Source organism: Paenibacillus foliorum (assembly GCF_013141765.1).
GTDB classification, from domain to species: domain Bacteria; phylum Bacillota; class Bacilli; order Paenibacillales; family NBRC-103111; genus Paenibacillus_S; species Paenibacillus_S foliorum.
Map to the genome: position 1 here is coordinate 15,874 of NZ_WHOD01000052.1, position 21,656 is coordinate 37,529.

Here is a 21,656-nt window from a genome sequence, read left to right on the forward strand (position 1 = left end):
TTTGTCTACCTTGCCCAAACCTAGCCTTTCACGCCACCCAACGTAATTCCCTTAATAACCTGCTTCTGCAAAACAATGAAGATAACAAGTAATGGAACAATCGCCGCAAGTGATGCCATCATTAGAACCGCGTAATTGTCAGCGTAATCGTTTTTGAACATTTGAATACCAAGCGGGATAGGAAACAACTTCTGTTGGATCAGGAAAATAAGCGGTCCTTGATAATCGTTCCATGACCAGATGAATTTGATGATGCCAACGGTAGCCAAAATCGGCTTGCACAGGGGTACCATGATGCCTGCATAAATTCGCCAATACCCTGCTCCATCGATTTTCGCTGCTTCTATATACTCATTATGGATACCAGCCATGAATTGGCGCAGAAGAAATGTAAAATACATGGAAAACATGCCCATCAGGATCAAACCCTCATGAGTATTATAGAGATGAAGCCATTTCAATAATAGATACCTTGGAACAAGTGTTGACTCAGACGGAATGATCATTAGTGCTAACAACAGTCCGAACACGTAATCGCGTCCCTTGTATTGCAGCTTCGTAAATGCGAATGCCGCCATGGAAGAGAAAATTAGCGTGAATACGGTCATGATAACAGCTAGCTTCAAAGAATTCCAATAAAATAGAGAAAACGATATTTTGCTGAACCACACTTGCTTGAAATTAGCGATAACATTCCATCGCTCTGGGATCCACTGGATCGGGTAAGTAAGAACATCCGCCTCATACTTCATGGCTGCTGAAACCATCCACAACAATGGAATGAGGAATAATATTGAAAAAATAGCGAGCACAATCGTTGTCAGCCATTTAGAAACATCGAATTTTGTAGTTAGCAACTATTTCACCTCTTTGTTAAGATCACTTCTTGCTGTTTTGTAATTTCCATGTTAATAAAGTCACGATCCCTACAATCAGGAATAATACCCAGGAAATGGCCGATGCATATCCCATCCGGAAATTACGAAAGCCTTCTTCATAAATGCGGTAAACGAGAACTGTGGATGAATCATTCGGACCGCCTCCCGTTAAGAAAGAGATTAAATCGAACACTTTGAACGACGACATAAGGGTCGTAATAAATAAAAATGACAATGTAGGCGCAAGAAGCGGCAGCGTAATACGGAAAAATTGCTGCAGAGAATTGGCTCCATCAATGCTCGCTGCTTCGTAGAGCTCATCTGGAATGTTGGTCAAGCCAGCGATAAAAATAATCATTTGATAACCAATTGCTGCCCAAATGGCGATAATAATGATGGCAACTAATGAATAGTGCGTATCCGCCAGCCACTTTGGAGGTTCTGAAATCCCCAGGCTAATCAGAAATCTGTTGACCGGGCCTGAAGACGGATGATATAATGCGCTCCACACCGTGCCAAGTGCTATAATAGAGGAAATATACGGAATAAAGAAGGCGACTTTAAAAAAGCTTTGGCCGTATACACGGGAATGGACTAGCACCGACAACACCAATGCAAGAAATAACCCTACCGGCACAACAAAAATCGTATACGTGAAGTTGTTTTTCAAAGCCATGAAAAACTTCTCGTCCTCCAGTAGCATTTTAAAATTATCCAATCCCACGAAATTAATAGTCGATAGCCCACCTACCAAATTCCAGTCGCAAAAGCTTAAATACAGCGAAAACAGAATCGGAAACAACCCCAGCATAAGGAGACCAATCAATTCCGGGGCCGTAAAAAGCCATCCTGCCAATGCTTCTTTTCTAGTAGTGTTCCAATATTTTTTTCGTAATGCGGCAGGTCTGGACGCTGCTTCCACTTTGGCCATACTCTTAGTCACCTCAACGATAGATTTGATACTATTACTATAACGCGATCTCGAATCCACACCCGCACCTGATTTTTACTAATGTGTGCACTATTTTTACCTGAGTACTCTTCCAATTCGGTTCACTTCTAATGAATGCGTTTTCATTTTTTGCTTGAAATTATAGGGTTTCCATCTTATATTAAATCTTATATTGCTGGCAAACAGCATGATGGTATACAATATACTCAAACATAAAATAACTAAGAATGGAGAAACATCAACCATGACAAATGATAGCCTCTTTTTACAACTAGATCTTGTAAGAGAACGCACCCTCCAACAATTAGAATTAGTTACAGAAGAAATCGCTGACCAAATCCCGCTAGGATACAGAAATAACCTTCGCTGGAACCTGGGACATATCCTGACGGTTCAGGAAAATTTGGTTTTCAAACTCATTGGTGAGCCCGTTAGCCTACCGGAGACATATTCAAGCCTATTTAACAATGGAACGTCGCCGGCAGATTGGCAGATTGAACCTCCTGCAATTGAAACCATCAAGCTTCAACTGACGCAACAGACAGAGAGGATCAAGGACAAGCTTTCACAACGTCTGGATGAAAAGCTTCAGCAGCCTTTCAAAGGTATTGATACAGTAGGCGGAATGATTAGCTTCACTCTATATCACGAAGGAATTCACACAGGATATATGATGAGCATGCGCAAGACCATCCAAGCTACCTAAATACATATCAGTTACAAAAAACATTGTTAATCGGAATATTTCGATTAACAATGTTTTTTTATTCCAAGTCCATATTGATTTTCTTACTATTTGACGCATAATAGTACAAGGGAGATGAATCTAAGTTTTCGTGAAAGATGCTATTTTATGGTTAAACTCAACATCGGATTTTTGACACATGGATGGAGGAATTGTATGAGTTACAAAGATATTGCTTTGGGCATGTTTAGGACAGGCATACTAGGATTTGGCGGCGGCCCATCTGTAATCCCTTTGATACGTTATGAAGCTGTGATCCGGTATAAATGGGTTGGAGATGAGGAATTCGCTGAAATTCTAGCCATTGCTAATGCTCTGCCCGGACCTATAGCAACCAAAATGGCTGCTTATCTTGGATATAAGCAGCGCGGCTGGATGGGCGCTTTCGTATCTATTTGCGCTCACATTTTACCAACCAGCTTGGCCATCGTCGCCTTGCTTGGCGTTCTATACTCTTTTAGCAGCTCCAAATATGTAGCGGGTATGATCTATGCTGTCAGACCTGTGATTGTTGTTATGCTTGGAATGATGGCTTACGAGTTTATGTCCAAAGCCTGGAAAGGGCTAGGCAAAGGATTTGCTATTGCATTCGCACTGATCGCTGCGCTATTGCTAACTGTTCTTGATATCCATCCTGGGATCGTAATTGCCTTATACTTAGCTTATGGAGCCTTCCATTTAAAATGGTTTCAGCGTAAGGCTGTACCTGACAAGGGGGCCTCTCGATGATGACATGGCTAACCCTATTTTGGGGATTTTTTGTAGCTAATGTACTGGGGTACGGTGGAGGTCCTGCGTCAATCCCATTGATGCAAGAAGAAATCGTCAACCATTACGGTTGGATCTCTAATGAGCAATTTGCTGATTTATTAGCTGTAGCTAATGCACTTCCCGGGCCGATTGCAACTAAGCTTGCCGCTTTTGTAGGCTACCAACAGCTGGGATGGTTCGGCTTTCTTATCGCTACTATCGCTACCGTGGTGCCTTCCGCTGTTGCATTGATTGTTTTACTGAACATACTGAACCGGTATCGGCAATCTTATGTAGTAAAAGGCATGACCCTGCTTGTGCAGCCTATCATAGCTGTCATGATGGTTATCTTAACTTGGCAAATGTCTGACGTTTCCATTCAAGGCATCGGATTCTGGCATTCACTAGCCATTGCTGCACTAGCCTTTTGGGCTATGACCAAAGGGAAAATTCACCCTGCTCTCATTATTGTTGTCGCTTTCCTATATGGCGGTTTCGTGATATCACATATCATTTAGTTCTTGAATTAGAGTCATTCTTGTTAGCAAAAACGATACCGGGAGGTAAAAGATGCGAAAGCTGATTTTTTTCGTAGGTCCCGCCGGAGCCGGAAAGACAACAATCGCGAAAGCATTAGCTCGCAAGCGTCGCATGGCATTTCTGGATATGGACACATTGCTACGGCCCTCTGCAGAGGTTATTATGAGAATTTCCGGGAATGATCCGAACGATCGGGATTCATTCGTGTACAAAACGCATTGCCGGGACTTGGGCTACCGTGTCACTATAGACGCTGCGCTGGAAAACGTGGAGCTTGGACTAGATGTTATTGTCGTTGGACCTTTTACCAAAGAGATCGAGAACCCTTTGTGGCTTGAACAAGAGCTTAAGAGGATTAATGCTTCAAGTCATGATGTCGATGTAATGGCCATATTCGTATCTCTTCCCGACAAGGAGCTTTACCGCCAACGAATCCAGGCAAGAGGCTTGGAGATGGATGAGTGGAAGCTGGAGAACTGGAGCGAATTCAGCCATTCACTCGTGCAGCGGCAAATCAAATGGCCCCTTCCTGCTTCTTCCGTATATTATTTCGATAATTCAGGGCAATTAACGGAAGAGAAATTTTCTCTTATCGAGCAGTTTGTTTTTGGAGACGGTCATAATGGTTGAAATCAACAAAAAAGGCGTTTATACCTGCGGTCCGTACCGTCAGATATAAACGCTTTTCATTTTCACTATTTTTTCAGCAATTCGATTGTTTTACCAAAATGTCCGCCAGTTTCCTGCAGTGCTTGAGCTGCTTCTTGTTGGCTAATGTTATATTTCAGCATTAGGATAGCCACTCGAGCATCACCTTTGGCCGAACTCACATAGGCTTTAGCTGTTTCTTCATCGGCAAGCGTTGCATCCTGCACGATCCGTACTACACGATCCTTCAGCTTAGCATTCGTCGCTTGGACATTTACCATTAAATTTCCATATACCTTACCAAGCTGAATCATCGATCCTGTTGTGATCATGTTTAAAACCATTTTCGTCGCTGTTCCAGCCTTAAGACGTGTTGATCCTGTAATAATTTCAGGTCCCACAGGAACCTCTATCGGATATTGAGCCGCAGCGCTCATGGGTGCATCACCGTTACAGCTTAGACTCACAGTCAGAGCGCCAATGCGGGCCGCCTCCTGAAGTGCGCCTATCACATATGGCGTGCGTCCGCTAGCGGCAATGCCGATAACAGCGTCACGAGACGTCACCTGAGCAGCAGCCTCCAATTTGCCAGCTTCGGCATTATCCTCTGCATTCTCAATAGCTTGAGTCATAGCTTTCTCGCCACCGGCAATAATGCCAATGACTAGCTCTGGGCTCACCCCGAAGGTAGGAGGACATTCGGATGCGTCCAGAATTCCCAACCTTCCGCTAGTGCCTGCCCCAAAGTAGAACAATCTGCCTCCATTTTCCATGATTCGGACAATCGCTTCAATTGCCGAGGATATTTGAGGCAACGCCCTGCTTACCGAATGCGCCACGGACTGGTCCTCTTCATTCATTATTTCTACAATTTCCCGAACGCTCAGTTGATCTAATTGAATAGATCGCTCATTGATTTGTTCCGTTGTCATTGTATGGTTTGTGAGCTGTATCATCTTGCTTTTCCCCTTTGTCATTGCATTGTTGTTGAATTCTATTTATCATCTCAGGCGTAACAAGCAGCCCAGCCTGTTTAACAGCAAAGTAATAACTCCCAATTACAGGAGGTACGTTCAAGCAACGAATATCAAGCGATAATGAACGTATTTCCGGGCATTCAGTGAATGATTCTAAGAAATAAGGCTCCTGAAATACGCCTCCACTCAAAATAAGTGGTGTTCTATCAGATCCTAGCTTCAGCTTGTTATGAGTAGCAGCTACAAGTGCTGCCAGCTCACGAACAGCTTCGGACACAATAAACTCTGCTGCAGCGTCTCCCTCCTTGGCCGCTTCAAATACTGCCGGAGACAAGGAAGCTACTTTTGCTCTCATATTATCTGATTCATAAATAGTTGTAATGAGTTTATCCGGGCTGGCAATTGAGAGCCTCGTCAATATTTTATCCGTCAACAAAGTGGGAGCTGTTCTTCCGTCATAGGCTTTCATTACGGCTTGCAGACCTTTTTTACCAAGGTCGAAGCCGCTACCCTCATCTCCAAACACATATCCCCATCCGCCTACACGGACATATTCCTCTGTAACTGGGTCAAATGCGCAGCAGATGGATCCAGTGCCTGAGATCAGCACCATTCCTCTTTCACCAAAGGTTCCGGCAGCAAGCGCTGTGATAGCGTCATTGTACACAGTGATCACTGCTTGCTGAGGCAATTCAGCTGATAGGAACTCTACAATGCGAGCCCTGTCCTCGGGTCTGTCGCTTCCTCCCAAACCAAGAACGATGCCTGCCACCTGATCCCGCGAAGAACCAGACTGCTCTAAGCCATGGCGAATCAACCCGGAGAGTTCAGCCTTCACTTCATCCCATGGCCTTGATTTCAAATTGCTTGAGCCTCCTCGGCTAAAGGAAAGCAGATGTCCTTCATCATCTCCGACTAAGAGAACCGTCTTAGTTCCTCCGCCGTCAACAGCAAGGAAACGTCTATTGCTCTTACCCGTCATTACGCATCCTTCCCTTCTGCGCTCATTCGCCCGGAAGCCTCCGATTCCAGACAATTGAACAATTCGCCCAGGTTGCTAATGACATAAGCCGGAATGTAGCTATCCGATAAAGGAGCTCCCGACAGTTCTGGATTTTCCTGTACGGCAAGCTTTCCTAACAACTTCAGAAGGGTTTCACTTTGTGTCCGTTCCTTTGGATTCAAGGCAAGCAGTTCCTCCGGCATACTACGATTAATCAGCACCGGTGCTACCCCTATCCTATTAGCTATCGTAATATCGTGATCCAGACGGTCTCCTACATGCGCAACAATTTCCCCGCCTTGCAGCAAGCCGTCTACCATACGGACATCCGGCTTAGCATAACCGACTCGCTCCGGAGTAACAATCTCATCCAGCCACTCGGTTAGCCCCAGTGCTTTCATTACCGGGTATTGGTATTTATAATATCCGTTTGTTACAGCAGCTACTGAATACCCTTCTTCTTTCAAACGCTTTAAAGCAGGAAGAACCGTATCGTCAAGCAAATATATTTTGGGCCAAACCGAGTGCTTAAGCACCATTTCTTCAATGTTAAATTGTCTGTTCAAGCCCAGTTCTTGTGACAATCCTTTAACAATGCTGTCCCAGTCATAGGCCGCTACAATTTGTCCACTCAGCAGCAAGCTTTCGTGCTTAGCTAGCAGCTCTTTCTTTGCTTCATAGGGAGAATTCAGTTCCCCGGACAAGATGCCTTCAATCTCTGGAAAAATCCAGGAACCAAAAGGATTCTGCATAAGGGTTCCATCCAAATCAAATGTAATCCATCGTTTCATGATTTCACCGCCCCTGCTGTTAAGCCTTCAATAAATTGTCGTGATGCAATCAGAAACGCTATGATCATCGGCAAGGAAGATAAAGTAAGGCCGCTGAACAATAAATTCCACTCCGTGTCATATTCACCGAATAAATTCAGCATGCCTAGGGGAATAGTCCCCTTCTCTGTCGATTTAATAAAAACCAGTGGATAAAAGAAGTCATTCCATACATGAATTAAGTCCGTAATCGCAACTGTAGCCATAGCGGGACGCATAAGCGGAAGTACTATTTTGTAATACACCTGAAAATCATTACATCCATCAATTCGAGCGCTTTGATCCAGGTCCTTCGGCAGTGTTCCAAAAAAACCAAAGAATAGAAATACCGCAAACGATATATGCCCAGCTATATAAACAATGATCAATCCTATCAGTGAGTCAAGTAAATTCAGCTTCATCAGCTGCATATACAAGGGCGAAATAGCCAGCTTCATTGGAAGCATCAATCCAAGCATGAAGAAGAATAAGACCGCTCCGTTCCAACGGAAGGTATATCTTGCTAGATAGAACGCGGCCATCGAGGAGATGATCAAAATAATAATGACTGATACCCCACTGACAAATACACTGTTAATGAAATATTCATCAAAATGTACTTTATTCCAAACTTCGATAAAGTTAACAAAAGAAAAACTGTGAGGAAGCCCTAGTGGCGACGTTGTAATTTCTTTCTTGGTTTTAAAGGAAGACATAATCATTAAAAATATAGGGTACAATGATATGAATGAGAAAAGGGTCATAACGGCATATTTGGACAATTGTTGAAGCCGGTGTTCCATACACATCCTCCATTACTTACGGAATCCTGATGATTCGTCTAATCGTGCGAGTTTAAAAAAACAGTTCTAGCTCTAGTAGTCGACTGCTTTCTTCTTAAAGAAGAACATGGATATTGCGGTTGCTGCTGAAATAAGGGCAAGCAAAACTACAGCAAGCGCAGAACCAAGTCCGATGGAATCTCCCCCACCTACACTACCAAACATCAAACGGTAAAAATAAAGCGCTAACACATCCGTTGAATAATAGGGACCACCCGATGTACCCTGCATGGCATATATCATCTCAAACGATTCAAAGGATGAGATAAAGGTAAGAATAGTCATGATCATTATCGACGGCATGGAAAGAGGAATCGTAATTTTGAATAGCAGCGTCAACCCGGCTGCTCTATCTATTTTGGCTGCTTCATAGATTTCACTGGAAATGGATTGAAGCCCGACGAGAAAAATGAGTACGGCAAAACCGAAGCCATACCAGCTATCAACCATAATAACCGTAAGAAACGCCGTCTTCGGGTCTCCCAACCATGGCTTGGCCAGCTCCGCCAGACCAATTGCTTTCAAAAACGTATTTAATGCTCCGTACGAAGGGTTCAGAATCAAGCTGAATAAGAAACCTACCACAATAACGGATAATAATTTCGGAAGAAAAAAAACAGTTTTGAAAAACTCTTTGCCTTTTAACTTACTGTTAATAATCAAAGCTAGCATATAGGCTACCATCAACTTCGCAGGTACAGTAACTATGAAGAAAATAATATTATGTCCGAATGCATTATAAAATGTTTCTGCGTGTGGGGATTCGGTAAACAAGCGGATAAAATTCTCAAACCATATGAAATCTCCGCGTTTTAGTCCATTCCAAGCAAACATACTGTTCAGAAGCGCTGAAGCGATCGGGTAAACCATAAATCCGACGTAAAAAAGAAGCGACGGAAGCAGGAATAAATGTACAAAATGCTTGGCGTAATTGCGTTTTCGTTTCCTTTCAACACCAGTCGCTGCTAACTGCGGCCCTTCATTCAAGCCAGTTCGCCTCCTTCGTAAATAAGGTTCCATACATATAACGGTCGAGCATCCGGTGAAATCCATTCTCACGGTTTCAGTTTAATCCATAGCTTCGAATATCAGATTGGAAGCGCTGGAGATCAATCCAGCGCTTGCCTAAACCAGTTACGGTTGAGCTTTAAACCATTTGCTGCTTGAGGTTTGAACGGCTTCCGCTACTTGCTCAGGAGTTAGCTTGCCGAGATACATACCTTGCAGCGAATCCTCAAATGTAACTTTGGTTGGTGGAGTTCCTAGATTGAAATTCGTAAGGATCAAATAAGGTGTTGAATTTTTACTGCTGATAGTAGCCATCTTTTTCAATAGAGGGTGAGTCGGCTCTACTCCTGCAATAGGACTAACGCGGGTCAGCTTTTCACTGAACATCTGTCCGAATGTTTTCGAAGCGATAAACTCCATGAACTTCAAGGATTGCTCTTGATACTTGGAATCTTTAGCTACAGCATACGAACCGTCAACCCAAGTAACGATGTTAGGCTGATCCCCTTTTTTCGCAACAAATCCGGTGAAGAAGTCTACAGGGAAATCCAATTTATTCGCCTCAAAGGTTTCTAAACGATGACTTCCGTTAATGTACATAGCAGCTTGGCCATTATAAAACAGCGTCTGTGCATCCTTATCATCAATTGCAATGAAATCTTTAGGGAAGTAAGGCTCCAGCTTCTTCATCCGGCTAATCGACTCTACAAAGCCTGGATCCTTGAAGTTGCTTTTCCCTTTTAACAGTGAATCTACGAAAGCATTACCGCCATAAGCGCTTTCCCCTATCACAGAATGAGTCATGGAGAGTAAGTAAGCCGCTTTACCGGATTGGGCGATCGGCACTATATTTTTGCTTTTTAGTTTTTCACAAACAGCCAAAAATTCTTCAAAGGTTTCTGGCGTTTTCAAGCCCTGCTCTTCAAACATCTTCTTATTATAGAAGATAACCGCATTATTTAGCATGAACGGTATGCCGTACACCTTATTATCACTGCCCTTAGCCGCAGCCAAATAGGAATCAGGAATTTGATCGACACCCTTTACCTTGTCCAAAGGTGTTAAATACTTCCCATCCGCCAAAGTTGTGGCAACATCATAAGGACGGAGTTGAAGGATATCAACACCCGAACCCGATACAAGTGTGTTGTTTAGAATCGTATTGTACTCTGTTGATTTAAAAGGCTTGAACTCCACTTTAATATCAGGGTTCTGCTTCTGGAATTCGCCAATCAATGCTTCGTACCCGGCTTTGTCCTCAGGTCTCCAGCTGTACATCGTCAGCTTAACCGGATTACCACTTGGTTTAACCGCAGCTTCGCCTGCCGGCTTCTTTGCAGTTTCTGCCGGAGTTGTCGCGCTTCCTCCACACGCCGTTGCTAATATACTCGTCATTAGTAAAAGGGTAGTACCAAATAATAATTTGCTTTTCTCCATCCTTAACCCCTCCAGATAATTGTTATATATATGAACCATAGGTAAATCCAAAAAGTTACATATTTTTGCTGACAGCCTTACGAGTTTTTTCCAAGGATTGCACGTGACGCTCATGGTCTTTTCGAGCAATACCTACGTACAAAATGTCAATGACATTCAATTGAGCAATTCGCGATGCCATAGCTCCACTTCGTATACTATTCTCTAGTGAGCTCGTAAATAGATTAATTTCAGCTGCACTCGCAACAGGGTTACTGCCAAAACGTGTGAGTGACAAGGTTACAGCCCCATTTTCTTTAGCCAGCTCAAGAGAATGAATCACATCTTTCGTCTGCCCGGAATATGAGATACCGAAGGCAACGTCACGCTCATCCATATTGGCTGCAAGTGTCGCCTGCTCGTCCACGCCAAGGCCTGTTTCACACCAATAATTGATCCTCGTAAGCTTCTGCTTCAAATCCATAGCAATGACCGCTGAAGCCCCAACGCCGAAAATGACAATTTTCTTCGCCTTGCTCAAGACATTTATAGCCTTCTCCAGACTTTCATTAGAAAGTACCGTCAATGTGTCCTGAATCGACCTCATATTATTGTGTGAGATTGAAGCAACTAATTCAGAGATAGGCCCATCAATTTGGATCTCTTGGTACGAATCAAACTCATCCTTGTTTTCAGTCATATCAGCGGCAATACGCAGCTTCATCTCTTGAAACCCTTTAAAGTTGAGCGAGCGACAGAGACGAATTAAGGTAGCCTCGCTAACACCAGCCAATACCGCTACTCTTTGTACCGATGTATTAACTACTTCCTCCGGATGCTCTAATATGTATTGCGCAGCCTTCCGTTCTGTCGGCTTCAAGCTGGAAATGGCTGCTTTCAAACTAATTAAGCCGCCCTTCAACATGGATATCACTTCCTTTTTAATGAGGGTAAAGCTTTAAGCAATTTACGTTCCTTATTATAATACTTTATTTCATTTTGTAAATGTTTTTTTGAAATTTTATTTCATGAGTGTTATATATCATTACATTTAGTCGTTAAAAACCAGTAATCTCATTTTAACAATAAAGTTGATTTTTCTATAAAACCAATTTTTTCATAATAACCCAACATCTGATGTAATGTATTGCCGTTTTGTGATTAATTATTGCTTCTTTTCCTCGTAATACATGTAATTTTATTTCAGCTTAGAAGACGAAATAAAGACAGGTGAGAGGTAGGCACACGGAAGTGTAGATTTGCATATTAATTGACCGATGGTTATATAAAACAAAAAATCGCGAAAGCTCCTGCACTTGGCGGGAACTTTCGCGATCTTTCTTCTCCTCTATTCACTTCACCCTTTTATTCCTGTCGTAGCAATCCCTTCTATAAAGTAACGCTGCCCAATAAGAAACACGATTACAGCAGGCATTACCATGATCGTTGTTCCTGCCATCAATAAATTCATAGGCGTATTATTAGCTAAGCGAAGGGTCGATAAGCCTAATGAGACCGTATATTTATTGCTATCATTCAGATAGACCAATTGCCCCAAAAAGTCATTCCACACCCCAACAAATGTAAATAACAGGACAACTACGATAGCCGGTTTAATGAGAGGAATAATAATTTTAAAATATATCGCGAAATAGCCTGCTCCATCAATAACAGCTGACTCGTCCAGCTCTTTGGGAATCGTCATTAAAAATTGTCTCAGCAGAAAAATATTAAAAGCGCCTCCACCAAAAAAGGCAGGAATAATAAGAGGCCAATAGGAATTGGTTAGCTGCAATTTGGACCAGCCTATATAAGTAGGCACAAGGGTTACTATGCTTGGAAGGAGAATGGTCATAATAATAAGTGTGAACCAGAAATCCTTGAGCGGAAATTCCAGTCTGGCAAATCCATATGCGGACAAGCTGCTTGTTAAGGCAACGCCAATCATAACGGGCACGATGATCATTAGCGTATTCATAAAATATTGCGCGAAGTTAATTCTTTCCATAACCTCTGTGTAATTTTCCAGTCCCAAGGTGTGAGGGATCCAGATCGGAGGAAACTCCAAAATTTCTACTAAGCTTAATAAGGAGGATCGTGCAATCCAATACATAGGGAAAAACACGATAATGGCTAATACAGCAAGGAAAAAATAAGTGACGAGTTGGCCTCTCAAACGGTAAGTCATTATTTCTTCCCTCCCTCGTAATGCACCCAGCCTGAAGAGGACTTAAACAACAAATAAGTAAAGAACGACACAATAATAAACAATACCCAAGCCAATGCACTGGCATATCCCATGCTTTGACGTTGGAACGCCTCTCGGTAAATGTAGAAAGCATAGAATAACGTAGAATTTTCCGGACCGCCTTGAGTCATCGAGTAAGCTTGAGTGAAAGCCGTAATCGAATTGACAAAGCCCAGAATTACATTATAAAAAATAATAGGAGTCATCAGCGGAAGGGTCACGGACGTGAGCTTATGCCACCAACCCCCTCCATCGATTTCCACGGCTTCAAGCAAATGCTTGGGCACATCCTGCAGGCCGGCCAAGAATATGACAATGACGTTGCCAGATCCCCACACAGCAATAAGTACCATAGAAAGAACTGAGGTATCCGGGCTGTTAACCCACATTAGCTTCTCTATGCCAACAAAGCTCAATATATGATTGATAATGCCAAAATCAGGATTGTATAACCATAGCCAAATAATGCTGGTAGCCAACACCGGGATGATCGATGGTAAATAAAAGACAGCACGAAAAAAAGCTCTTCCCTTTATATCCTGATTCAAAAAAAGCGCGACGATCAAACAAAAAACAATGGATACCACAACACATCCGATGGAATAGAAGGCTGTTGCCTTAAGCGAATCATAGAAAAACAAATCCTCAGTAAAAATAGCTCGGTAGTTGGCTAATCCTATCCATTGCATCGGCTTTAAAATCGTCCAATCTGTAAAGCTTATATACAAGCTGTACAGCAGCGGCCCTAATGTAAAAATAAACACGCCGAGAATCGCCGGTAATATACAAATGTAACCAACTAACACCTGCTGTCGTTTATAGCTTCTATAACTGGCTGACTTATTTGTAGACATCAGCTACTGCCTCCTCTAAATACCCCTTAACTATCGTGTAAGGAGGCCGCTCATACTGTTCATCGCAGCCTCTATGCACATGAAAATTTCAGGTTAGCCTGCTAAAGCTCCAGCAGTACTTCTTAATTCGCTTTGCCACTTTCAAAAATCGGCTTTATTTTGGGCATCATTTCGGCAATGGCATCTTTGGCGGATTTCGTACCTAACCAAACCGGATCAAGTCCCGGATTGAGGGATATCCCCGATCCTGCTGTAGGTCGGCAGGAAGAACCATGGAGTTGGATACGTAGCTTTCAGAGCATAATCGATAACGGCCGTTTTATATTCGGGAGGATGAACCGGCGATTGCGTCCATCTTTTAATTTTGTCGGCGTCGGTATACCAACTTGCTTCAGCAGGCATCCATACACCGCTGTCAATATTGGCCAAATTTTTCTCCGTATTCATTAACCATTTGTAGAGCTCGACGGTTTCTTTGACATGCTTGGTGCTTTTATAAATAACAATGGGTGTTCCTGTGTTGGTTGTCGCAGGTTTTTTGAAGATAGGCAGGACGCCAATACCATTTTTCAAGCCTTTGCTAAGCTGAGGATTAATATTAATCAATTCCCACTGTCCGGATGTCACCATCGCCACCTTTTTAGATAACAATAATTGACCTACATCACCGGGAAGCCCTGAAGATTGTGCCGCCGTAGGGGAAACATGCTCGACATTCGACAGATCGGCGATTTTCTGAATGGCCTCAATCGTTTCAGGCTTATCCAGCAGCAATTGTTTACCGTCTTGGCTTACCTCTCCTCCCCCATTGCTAATTGCAAAAGGAGTCCAGAAGAAGTCCTGACCATGACTGACATTGATTCCATACTGCACAATATTTTTGGCATCAAATCCAGCTTCGGTTGGATTCTTGCCGTTTTTATCCTTCGTTAATTTCCTTGCAACCTCAAGCATCTGATCCCATGTCCATGCCTTTTCGGTCTCTGCCGGAGGATACGGAAGCTTCGCCTCATCGAACATTGTTTTGTTATAATGCAGAAGAATAATTTCATTGGCTACACTATACCCTAGCAGCTTGCCATCAGGTGAAACGAATTTATTGCTTTCCAGCTTAGGAGTAACCGAGCCGTCCTTGTAGAACGATGACAGATCCATCAAAATCCCGGATTCTGCGTATTTTAACGCTTGTGCTTCCAGCATGGTACTAATTGTCTGGCAACGTATTCGAGGCAGCCATAGCGCTTAGCTTCGCTCCGAATTCACTTAACGCTACGTTCTGATAGTCTACCTTTATAGTAGGATTGGCCTTCTCAAATTCTTTCAGACTGATGCTTTTTGATTTGGCTTCTTCATTATTGGCCCAGTCTGTAAACCGAATCGTCACTTTCTCTGAGCTAGTCGGAGCTTTGGTTTCTACAGTAGGTGTTGGTGCTGTGGTGCCTGGTGCTGCTGTCGGACTTGAAGCTGGGCCGCAGCCCGCTACAACAGCAAACGACAACAAGGTGAATGCGCTTGCCTTCCATGCTCGTTTCATTGAACTCATAATAACCCCTCAAAATGGTATATGATGTTTGCATAACGTTTAATCCTAGATTTAGTTTTCTCTTACCCACACCACCATTTCTCCGCGGCCCCGATTCGCCCAGGCAAAATAAGGAATGAAGGTTGCTGTTATCGGCTCCGTTCGAAGGTCTTCATCTACTTTATATAGCAAGTCATCCTCCCAACCATCAGCTAGCTCCTTATGTGCTCCAATGCTCAATACCTGAAGTCCCCCTAATAATTTCGTATCAAATTGGACCTGCTCCTGTGATTTCCGTTCAATTACAATTTGGTGTAAATTCGCTCCGTTATCAGCCTCCTCCATACAATAAACAATCGGCCCTCGCTGCAGAGCTACTTTTCCAATCGTTTCGCGAAGCAATGGATGTCCTTTCATACGATTGACCGTCATAGGCAGATTAAGCTCGATGGTATCTCCCGATCGCCATACCCTGTTGATATGAACATACCCATCTACTAAAGCAGCTGCATCCGACAATTGAATCGTAATACCATTCACTCGAACCTCAGCTGCCTTGCACCAATTCGGGATTCGCAGCGCTAAGTTAAACTTGGCTTCTCCTTCCACTGTAATTGCAAAACGAACATCACCTTTCCAAGGAAGCTCTGATTGTTGAAGCAAGCTTACTAAATGGCCGTCCAATTCTATTTCAATCTGACTTCCTATATACAGGTGGGCATAAAGGGTCTTCTCTTTCTTGGAATACACATAATGACCCAACGAGGCTAATAACCTGGCAATATTCGGTGGGCAGCACGCGCATCCGAACCAGCCCTGACGCTGAGACTTCACATGCTTCAAATTTTTATTGCTATCACAAGCATCAGGCCATACCTCTAAAGGGTTAACGTAGAAAAACTGTCTCCCATCACGTGACATACCGCTGATTACTGTATTGTACAGAGCTTGCTCCATGACATCTGCATATTCACTCTTAGCTTCGATGTTAAGCATTCTTTGTGCAAAAAAGATTAAGCCGATCGACGCACAGGTTTCCGCATAGACCGTATCATTAGGCAAATCATAATCAAGAGAAAACGCTTCTCCATGAGCCATAGACCCAATTGCCCCCGTAATGTACATCCGTTTGGTAACAATATTGTTCCAGAGACTCCGACATGCCTCCAATAGCTCTTGATCATCCTTCTCCGCTGCAACATCCGCCATACCTGAGCACATATAAGCAACTCTAACTGCATGGCCCTCTGCTGTTTTTTGCATTCGTACCGGCAAATGAGCCTGGCTGTATGACCGATCGTAGATCATATTTAATCCACCAAAGTGGATTTTACGATTCCGCCGCTCAAACTCCATCTCGTAGAAGCTTGGATCCGTACCTCTTTCATCCAGAAAATATTGGCTTAAGCTTAAATAGGTTTCCTTACCTGTAGCATGATAAAGCTTAACTAGTGCCAGCTCGATTTCTTGATGACCATCATAACCATGGAGTTTCCCTACATCCGCACCAAAAACAGCATCAATACAATCCGCCAAACGACACGCCACATCCAGTATTTTCATTTTTCCCGTCGCCTTGTAATAAGCAACCGCCGCCTCAATCAAATGCCCTGCACAATAAAGCTCATGACATTCCGCCAAGTTCATCCATTTCATATCCGGCTCTTTTAGAGAAAAATAAGTGTTGAGATATCCATCCGCCTGCTGTGCTTTGGCAATAATCTCAATAACCTCATCAGCTAATTGCTCCAGATCAGGATCCCTTTTTGTTTCCAATAAATAACTTACAGCTTCGAGCCATTTAGCTACATCGCTGTCCTGGAATACCATGCCATAGAACTCCCCCTGGGCCAAGCCAGCTGCAATCTTGAAATTCTGTATAGCATGACTGGGCTCCGTACCTTCTACGCGATCGTTCAAAGCCTCCCACTGATACGGAATGACAACCTCTCGAACCAGCCGAATATATTCGGACCAGAAGTCATCTTGAATGTGCACATTGGCTAATGGCAGTGGTTTGGAGATGGATTGATTTTTCATAGTACACTGCTCCTCTAAGACAACTTTTTATATAATTACAACGTTCCAGTAAGCGCTTTAAATATAATATTACATGTAGTAGTATGGAATGGATATATGGATTTCCAACCACATTTTTAAAAATCTCAACCTATGGAGGTAATCAATTGAATTCACCCATCCTTCATTTCATATCACCGCCAGTACCTTATTTTATAGATTGCGGGAGGGCTTATTACCGTTCTGGAGAGTCTCATATCAGCAGGAGCAACATTGGATCATTTGATTTGATTGTGGTAACTAAGGGGACTTTGTTTCTTGGGGAAGGTACCAACGAGTGGGCAATCCAAAAGGGAGAAGCTTTTATACTCAGACCTGATGCGAATCATTACGGAACTGCACCTTGTGTAGAGGAAACCGAAATCATCTGGATTCATTTCCATACCTTTGGAGCTTGGGATGAGTGCGAGGGGATGAATGCTTGTCTGCAAAACCAATCTGCTCTAATCGAGCATCATAAGCAAACCGCCTATTTAAACCATGCGGAGGTTTGTCCGATATTCATCCCGAAATATATGAAGCTATCGCAGAAGACAATGGACATTTTGGAGCAGTTTTTTCAGCTGGAGCATGAACCTCGATCCCTTAGGAATTGGAAAAGACAAACCGCATTTCAGCTTTTTATGCAGCACTTGGATCGAGATCTTGCAGCTACATCAGATGTATCCGCATTCCATCTAGCCGAGAAGGTCGAATTGTTCATTCGTCAAAATTTCACGCAAAGAATAACGAATGCCCTTCTTCAAAAGGAATTGAATTACCATCCTAATTATTTAGCCAAATGTATGCTTAAGGTTTATGGAATGACGCCGATCGACTATTTACAGCACTATCGTATCGAGCAAGCTAAAAAGCTGCTGATCCAAACGGAGTGGTCGATAACTCGAATCTCTGAGGAGGTAGGCTTTCAACATGGCTCTTATTTTTCATCTTGCTTCTCAAGCAAAGAGGGTATCTCTCCCTTAAACTTTCGCAGAAAATTCATAGGCAACGGTTAAGAGTTGATGAAATATAAGACCAGAGAAACAAAAAAAAACTTAATCACAAATGATGTGATTAAGTTGCAAAAGTTAATGATTTTATTGGAATTTACTCAAAATAAGTAAATTCCCAGTCGCCTTCTTGAGCATCCCACTTAGTAGCATCCACATATTCCGGTACATCCGTGAATTCAAGTGTATATTCGATTTCTTCACTTGGCTTCAGGTTCACTTTCAGGTTGCTGAAATATTGATGTGCTACTTCTTTGCTATCACCAGCGTCATTGGACAAAATAATTTTTACATCTACTTTGTTAACTGTTTCAATGTTTTTGCCACCTACATTTTTGAAAGTACCAGCAGCCTTTAAGACACCGGCTTCATAGCCAACGCTAGTAACTACAAAATCAAGAGCTGCTTCTGCTGCGGCAGCCTCAGGAGCTGGAGCCGCTTCAGCAGCTGGTGCTGCTTCTGCTGCTGGATCTTCAAAGTATGTAAATTCCCAGTCGCCTTCTTGAGCATCCCACTTAGTAGCATCCGTATATTCAGGTACGCCAGTAAATTCAAGTGTAGCTTCTACAGATTCACTTGGTTTAATATGAACTTTCAAGTCTGAGAAATACTGATGTGCTACTTCTTTACTGTCTCCAGCATCATTGAAAAGAATAATTTTAACATCGACTTTAGTTACCGTATCAATGTTTTTGTCTCCAGTGTTTGTAAATGTACCCACTGCCTTCAAAGCTCCGTTGTCGTAACCAACCGAAGTAACTACAAAATCCATAGCCGGATCAGCTAACGCTGCCGATGAAACTCCAAACATAGATAAAACAACGACAACTGAAGCAAATAAATAATTCAACATTTTCTTTTTCATTTTCTCTCCTGCTTTCAATAATATTGTAGTAAAAATGTAACTATGAATTACTCTGAAGCTTTTCTCTCTCTAAATCCCTGAAGATGGTCTTATTTTATCGATTTAACAAGTAATAATCATGTGACTAAAGTTATAGAAGTGAATAAATTGGGACAAAAGATAATATAAAACAGAATTTTGTCATACTTTGGATACATTTAGTTTTAAGTATGCGCTTACATGTATTCCCCTACGAATTCTGTCCAATTTTGTTGAGATTCGACATGAGCGTGTAGTCATATACGAACTATTCTAAAATATACTTGTCAGTATCAAATTTTACAATTTATTGGGAATCATTGTGTGATGACCTATTCAAACTCCCATGTTAGAATGGAACAACCTTAAGAGAACGGTTAAGTCCCCAAACTTTTCCTGTTCTTTTGAGAAATTAATTAAAAGGCCAAAGCTTCTTATGAAGCGCGGGGGAACCCATTCTTTGGGGTGAAGTCACTTTTGTGGCAGGGTGATTGCTCTTTGACCCGAATCCGTCAGCTAACTCCGCAGGCCCTAATAAAGAGAGGATGAATTAAATGCGTTTCAAGAAGACAGTGTTAACGGGTGTACTTGCATTAGGCACAATGATTGGAGCTGGAGCTGTGTCCGCCGCTCCATACCAGGTAACAGGAAGCGACAACATCAACATGTGGACGCTTCTCAAACAACACGGTATTAGCTTAGAAACTCTCATGCATGCGAATCCTCAGATTGCCAAATCGAATATTATTTGGTCAGGGCTGGTAATTAATATTCCTGGAATGAATTCAGGTATAGGCTCGGACACCGGTACTAACGCGGGTTCAGGTTCAGACACAAGCACAAATGCAGGTTCAGATACTGGATCAGACTCTGCTACTAATGCAGGCTCAGGTTCTGACTCTGATACAAATACAGGCACTAATACAGGATCAGGCACGGATACAAGTGCAGGTGCAGGTACGAATGCAGGCACAGGTTCTACTGTTCAAGAAGGAACAGATACTACTACAGCTGTGTCCGATTTTGCTAGCCAAGTAGTTACTTTGGTTAACCAAGAACGTGCTAAAGCAGGCGTACAGTCGTTAGTAAGCGACAATGCCTTATCAGCAATGGCCCTGAGCAAAGCTAAGGATATGTACGATAATAATTATTTTGATCATAATTCCCCAACCTACGGTTCTCCATTCGACATGATGAAATCATACGGCATCCAATATACCTATGCCGGTGAAAACATCGCTAAAGGACAACGAACACCACAGGAAGTTATGAATTCCTGGATGAACAGCCCTGGACACCGCCAAAACATTTTAAGCCCTAACTTCACCAAAATTGGTGCAGCTTATTACAATGGTGAATGGGTACAGGAATTTATCGCGAACTAAGCCATTCTTACTATTGACGAAGACTGCCGGTATTACCGGCAGTCTTTTTCATTATCTATATAGGGATCAAAGCGCCCATTGCTCTCTGACAAAATCCCATACCCGGTTTTTGAAATAACGGTGTCCACCATTTCCAACAAACAACTCACATCGATCAGCAGAGCCGAATTCGCTATATATATTTTGAACATGTTCGAAAGAAATATGTACGCCTTCTATGGGAAAGAGCGGATCCGTTTCTCCGTTGATCATTAACACAGGACGCGGAGCTATCAATCCTACCACATCATACATCTCTCCAACCTGCATGATTCCGGGAATCGCGTTACAGATGCAATGATGAACGGATACAATCGAATGCTCGAACGTACAGAAATAACAGCCCGGTGCTACAAGACTGATGCGCTCGTCCAAAGCTGCCGTGAATACGCACACCGCTCCTCCGCTGGAACTCCCAGTAATCATGACCTTCTCCATATCAAGCTCGGGACGAGTTGCCGCATAATCGAGCACCCTACTGAAGTCATGAACCCTCTCTCCGATTAAAGATCGGCCTAATAAGAGCGATATCCGCTGCATGTCATCGCAAGATTTGCTTTTCCCTTCGTGCATATCCTCTTGGCGGGCCATCTCCCAGAACCCCCGAACTTCAGGTACAAGAGCGGCATAACCTTCCGAAATCGCTTGCTCTGCTAAATCCCGATCCTGATTAATTGCTTGCTCCCTATCCTCTGGGCTCTCGAAATTTCCAGCGTAATCTTCCTTACCACGTCTTCCGTGTCCGTGCGCACAAATCGCCAAAGGCACCGGCTTGACTGCGTTCTTCGGCAGCAGTAGATAGAACGGCACCTCTATATCCGTCTCACTTGTGATATAGATCTTTTCCCGCGTATATTCTGGGAACTCGACGGTCTCCGTTATTCGAGGCGACAGCGGTACGCCAATTGCTTGTCGCTTGATTTGCTCAAGACCCGTGATCTCAGCCAGCTTGCTGCGAAATGCTTGCTGCCATTCCTGCCATTCCTGCCATTTTCCCGTACCCAATACATGGCGGTAATCGAATTCACGTATCATTTTGGCCAAAACCGTCTGGATATACCGTTGCTCATCAAAATAAATCATCCA

Annotated in this window: 22 protein-coding genes and 1 riboswitch; of the genes, 6 read left to right on the forward strand and 16 right to left on the reverse strand. The window is 43.0% G+C overall.

Translation table 11 applies throughout. The features are described from left to right. Positions 1-20: 20 nt before the first annotated feature. Both GC093_RS12020 and GC093_RS12025 read right to left on the reverse strand, forming a co-directional pair. Complete coding sequence (locus tag GC093_RS12020) at positions 21-857, reverse strand: carbohydrate ABC transporter permease (RefSeq protein ID WP_246314101.1); 837 nt, start codon at positions 855-857, stop codon at positions 21-23. Positions 858-879: 22 nt separating this feature from the next. Beyond that, the gene (locus tag GC093_RS12025) at positions 880-1,809 is read right to left on the reverse strand and encodes a carbohydrate ABC transporter permease (RefSeq protein ID WP_171652117.1); all 930 of its coding nucleotides are present in this window, start codon (positions 1,807-1,809) and stop codon (positions 880-882) included. 265 nt (positions 1,810-2,074) lie between these two features. Between GC093_RS12025 and GC093_RS12030 the strand changes: the two genes are divergently transcribed. From GC093_RS12030 to GC093_RS12045, 4 genes are all read left to right on the forward strand, one after another. Then, positions 2,075-2,536 (forward strand): DinB family protein, encoded by a 462-nt coding sequence (locus GC093_RS12030; RefSeq protein ID WP_171652118.1) that lies wholly within the window; start codon positions 2,075-2,077, stop codon positions 2,534-2,536. A gap of 195 nt (positions 2,537-2,731) precedes the next feature. Next, positions 2,732-3,304: a chromate efflux transporter ChrB gene (chrB, locus tag GC093_RS12035; RefSeq protein ID WP_171652119.1), complete on the forward strand. Its 573-nt coding sequence runs from the start codon at positions 2,732-2,734 to the stop codon at positions 3,302-3,304. Next, positions 3,304-3,843, forward strand: a complete 540-nt coding sequence (gene chrA, locus GC093_RS12040; RefSeq protein WP_171652288.1) for a chromate efflux transporter ChrA — start codon at positions 3,304-3,306, stop codon at positions 3,841-3,843. Before chrB ends, chrA begins: the two co-directional genes overlap by 1 nt. A gap of 52 nt (positions 3,844-3,895) precedes the next feature. After that, complete coding sequence (locus GC093_RS12045; protein ID WP_171652120.1) at positions 3,896-4,495, forward strand: P-loop nucleotide/nucleoside kinase family protein; 600 nt, start codon at positions 3,896-3,898, stop codon at positions 4,493-4,495. A gap of 65 nt (positions 4,496-4,560) precedes the next feature. Here the strand turns inward: GC093_RS12045 and murQ are convergent, their stop codons facing one another. The 12 genes from murQ to GC093_RS12105 form a co-directional block, all read right to left on the reverse strand. Continuing rightward, on the reverse strand, positions 4,561-5,445 hold the full coding sequence (gene murQ / locus GC093_RS12050; RefSeq protein ID WP_246314109.1) for an N-acetylmuramic acid 6-phosphate etherase: 885 nt from the start codon (positions 5,443-5,445) through the stop codon (positions 4,561-4,563). Beyond that, a complete protein-coding gene (locus GC093_RS12055) occupies positions 5,423-6,472 on the reverse strand; it encodes an N-acetylglucosamine kinase (protein ID WP_171652122.1) in 1,050 nt (349 codons plus the stop codon). Before GC093_RS12055 ends, murQ begins: the two co-directional genes overlap by 23 nt. Beyond that, complete coding sequence (locus GC093_RS12060) at positions 6,472-7,284, reverse strand: HAD family hydrolase (protein ID WP_171652123.1); 813 nt, start codon at positions 7,282-7,284, stop codon at positions 6,472-6,474. Before GC093_RS12060 ends, GC093_RS12055 begins: the two co-directional genes overlap by 1 nt. Beyond that, entirely contained in the window at positions 7,281-8,105 is an 825-nt protein-coding gene (locus GC093_RS12065; RefSeq protein ID WP_171652124.1) for a carbohydrate ABC transporter permease, read from the reverse strand. Before GC093_RS12065 ends, GC093_RS12060 begins: the two co-directional genes overlap by 4 nt. Before the next feature lie 72 nt (positions 8,106-8,177). Then, positions 8,178-9,131 (reverse strand): carbohydrate ABC transporter permease, encoded by a 954-nt coding sequence (locus GC093_RS12070; RefSeq protein ID WP_246314111.1) that lies wholly within the window; start codon positions 9,129-9,131, stop codon positions 8,178-8,180. 147 nt (positions 9,132-9,278) lie between these two features. Next, positions 9,279-10,589, reverse strand: a complete 1,311-nt coding sequence (locus GC093_RS12075; protein WP_171652126.1) for an ABC transporter substrate-binding protein — start codon at positions 10,587-10,589, stop codon at positions 9,279-9,281. Between the two features lie 55 nt (positions 10,590-10,644). Beyond that, positions 10,645-11,493, reverse strand: coding sequence for a MurR/RpiR family transcriptional regulator (locus GC093_RS12080; protein WP_171652127.1), 849 nt, complete (start codon positions 11,491-11,493; stop codon positions 10,645-10,647). 432 nt (positions 11,494-11,925) lie between these two features. After that, positions 11,926-12,756 carry a carbohydrate ABC transporter permease gene (locus GC093_RS12085; protein WP_171652128.1) on the reverse strand — a complete coding sequence of 277 codons (831 nt, stop codon included), beginning with the start codon at positions 12,754-12,756 and terminating at the stop codon, positions 11,926-11,928. Continuing rightward, the gene (locus tag GC093_RS12090) at positions 12,756-13,670 is read right to left on the reverse strand and encodes a carbohydrate ABC transporter permease (protein WP_171652129.1); all 915 of its coding nucleotides are present in this window, start codon (positions 13,668-13,670) and stop codon (positions 12,756-12,758) included. Before GC093_RS12090 ends, GC093_RS12085 begins: the two co-directional genes overlap by 1 nt. 216 nt (positions 13,671-13,886) lie before the next feature. Next, positions 13,887-14,870 carry an extracellular solute-binding protein gene (locus GC093_RS12095; RefSeq protein WP_171652130.1) on the reverse strand — a complete coding sequence of 328 codons (984 nt, stop codon included), beginning with the start codon at positions 14,868-14,870 and terminating at the stop codon, positions 13,887-13,889. 4 nt (positions 14,871-14,874) lie between these two features. Then, entirely contained in the window at positions 14,875-15,204 is a 330-nt protein-coding gene (locus GC093_RS12100) for a type 2 periplasmic-binding domain-containing protein (protein ID WP_171652131.1), read from the reverse strand. A gap of 60 nt (positions 15,205-15,264) precedes the next feature. After that, positions 15,265-17,232 (reverse strand): glycoside hydrolase family 127 protein, encoded by a 1,968-nt coding sequence (locus GC093_RS12105; protein ID WP_171652132.1) that lies wholly within the window; start codon positions 17,230-17,232, stop codon positions 15,265-15,267. 146 nt (positions 17,233-17,378) lie between these two features. Between GC093_RS12105 and GC093_RS12110 the strand changes: the two genes are divergently transcribed. Next, on the forward strand, positions 17,379-18,269 hold the full coding sequence (locus tag GC093_RS12110) for a helix-turn-helix transcriptional regulator (RefSeq protein ID WP_171652133.1): 891 nt from the start codon (positions 17,379-17,381) through the stop codon (positions 18,267-18,269). A 91-nt stretch (positions 18,270-18,360) separates the two neighbouring features. On the opposite strand, the gene GC093_RS12115 is transcribed toward GC093_RS12110, so the two are convergent. Beyond that, positions 18,361-19,128 carry a hypothetical protein gene (locus tag GC093_RS12115; protein ID WP_171652134.1) on the reverse strand — a complete coding sequence of 256 codons (768 nt, stop codon included), beginning with the start codon at positions 19,126-19,128 and terminating at the stop codon, positions 18,361-18,363. A 430-nt stretch (positions 19,129-19,558) separates the two neighbouring features. After that, a riboswitch (cyclic di-AMP (ydaO/yuaA leader) is annotated at positions 19,559-19,692 on the forward strand. Between the two features lie 8 nt (positions 19,693-19,700). Between GC093_RS12115 and GC093_RS12120 the strand changes: the two genes are divergently transcribed. Further along, positions 19,701-20,531 carry a CAP domain-containing protein gene (locus GC093_RS12120; protein WP_171652135.1) on the forward strand — a complete coding sequence of 277 codons (831 nt, stop codon included), beginning with the start codon at positions 19,701-19,703 and terminating at the stop codon, positions 20,529-20,531. Positions 20,532-20,597: 66 nt separating this feature from the next. Here the strand turns inward: GC093_RS12120 and GC093_RS12125 are convergent, their stop codons facing one another. Next, positions 20,598-21,653, reverse strand: coding sequence for an alpha/beta hydrolase family protein (locus GC093_RS12125; protein ID WP_171652136.1), 1,056 nt, complete (start codon positions 21,651-21,653; stop codon positions 20,598-20,600). Positions 21,654-21,656: the final 3 nt, after the last annotated feature.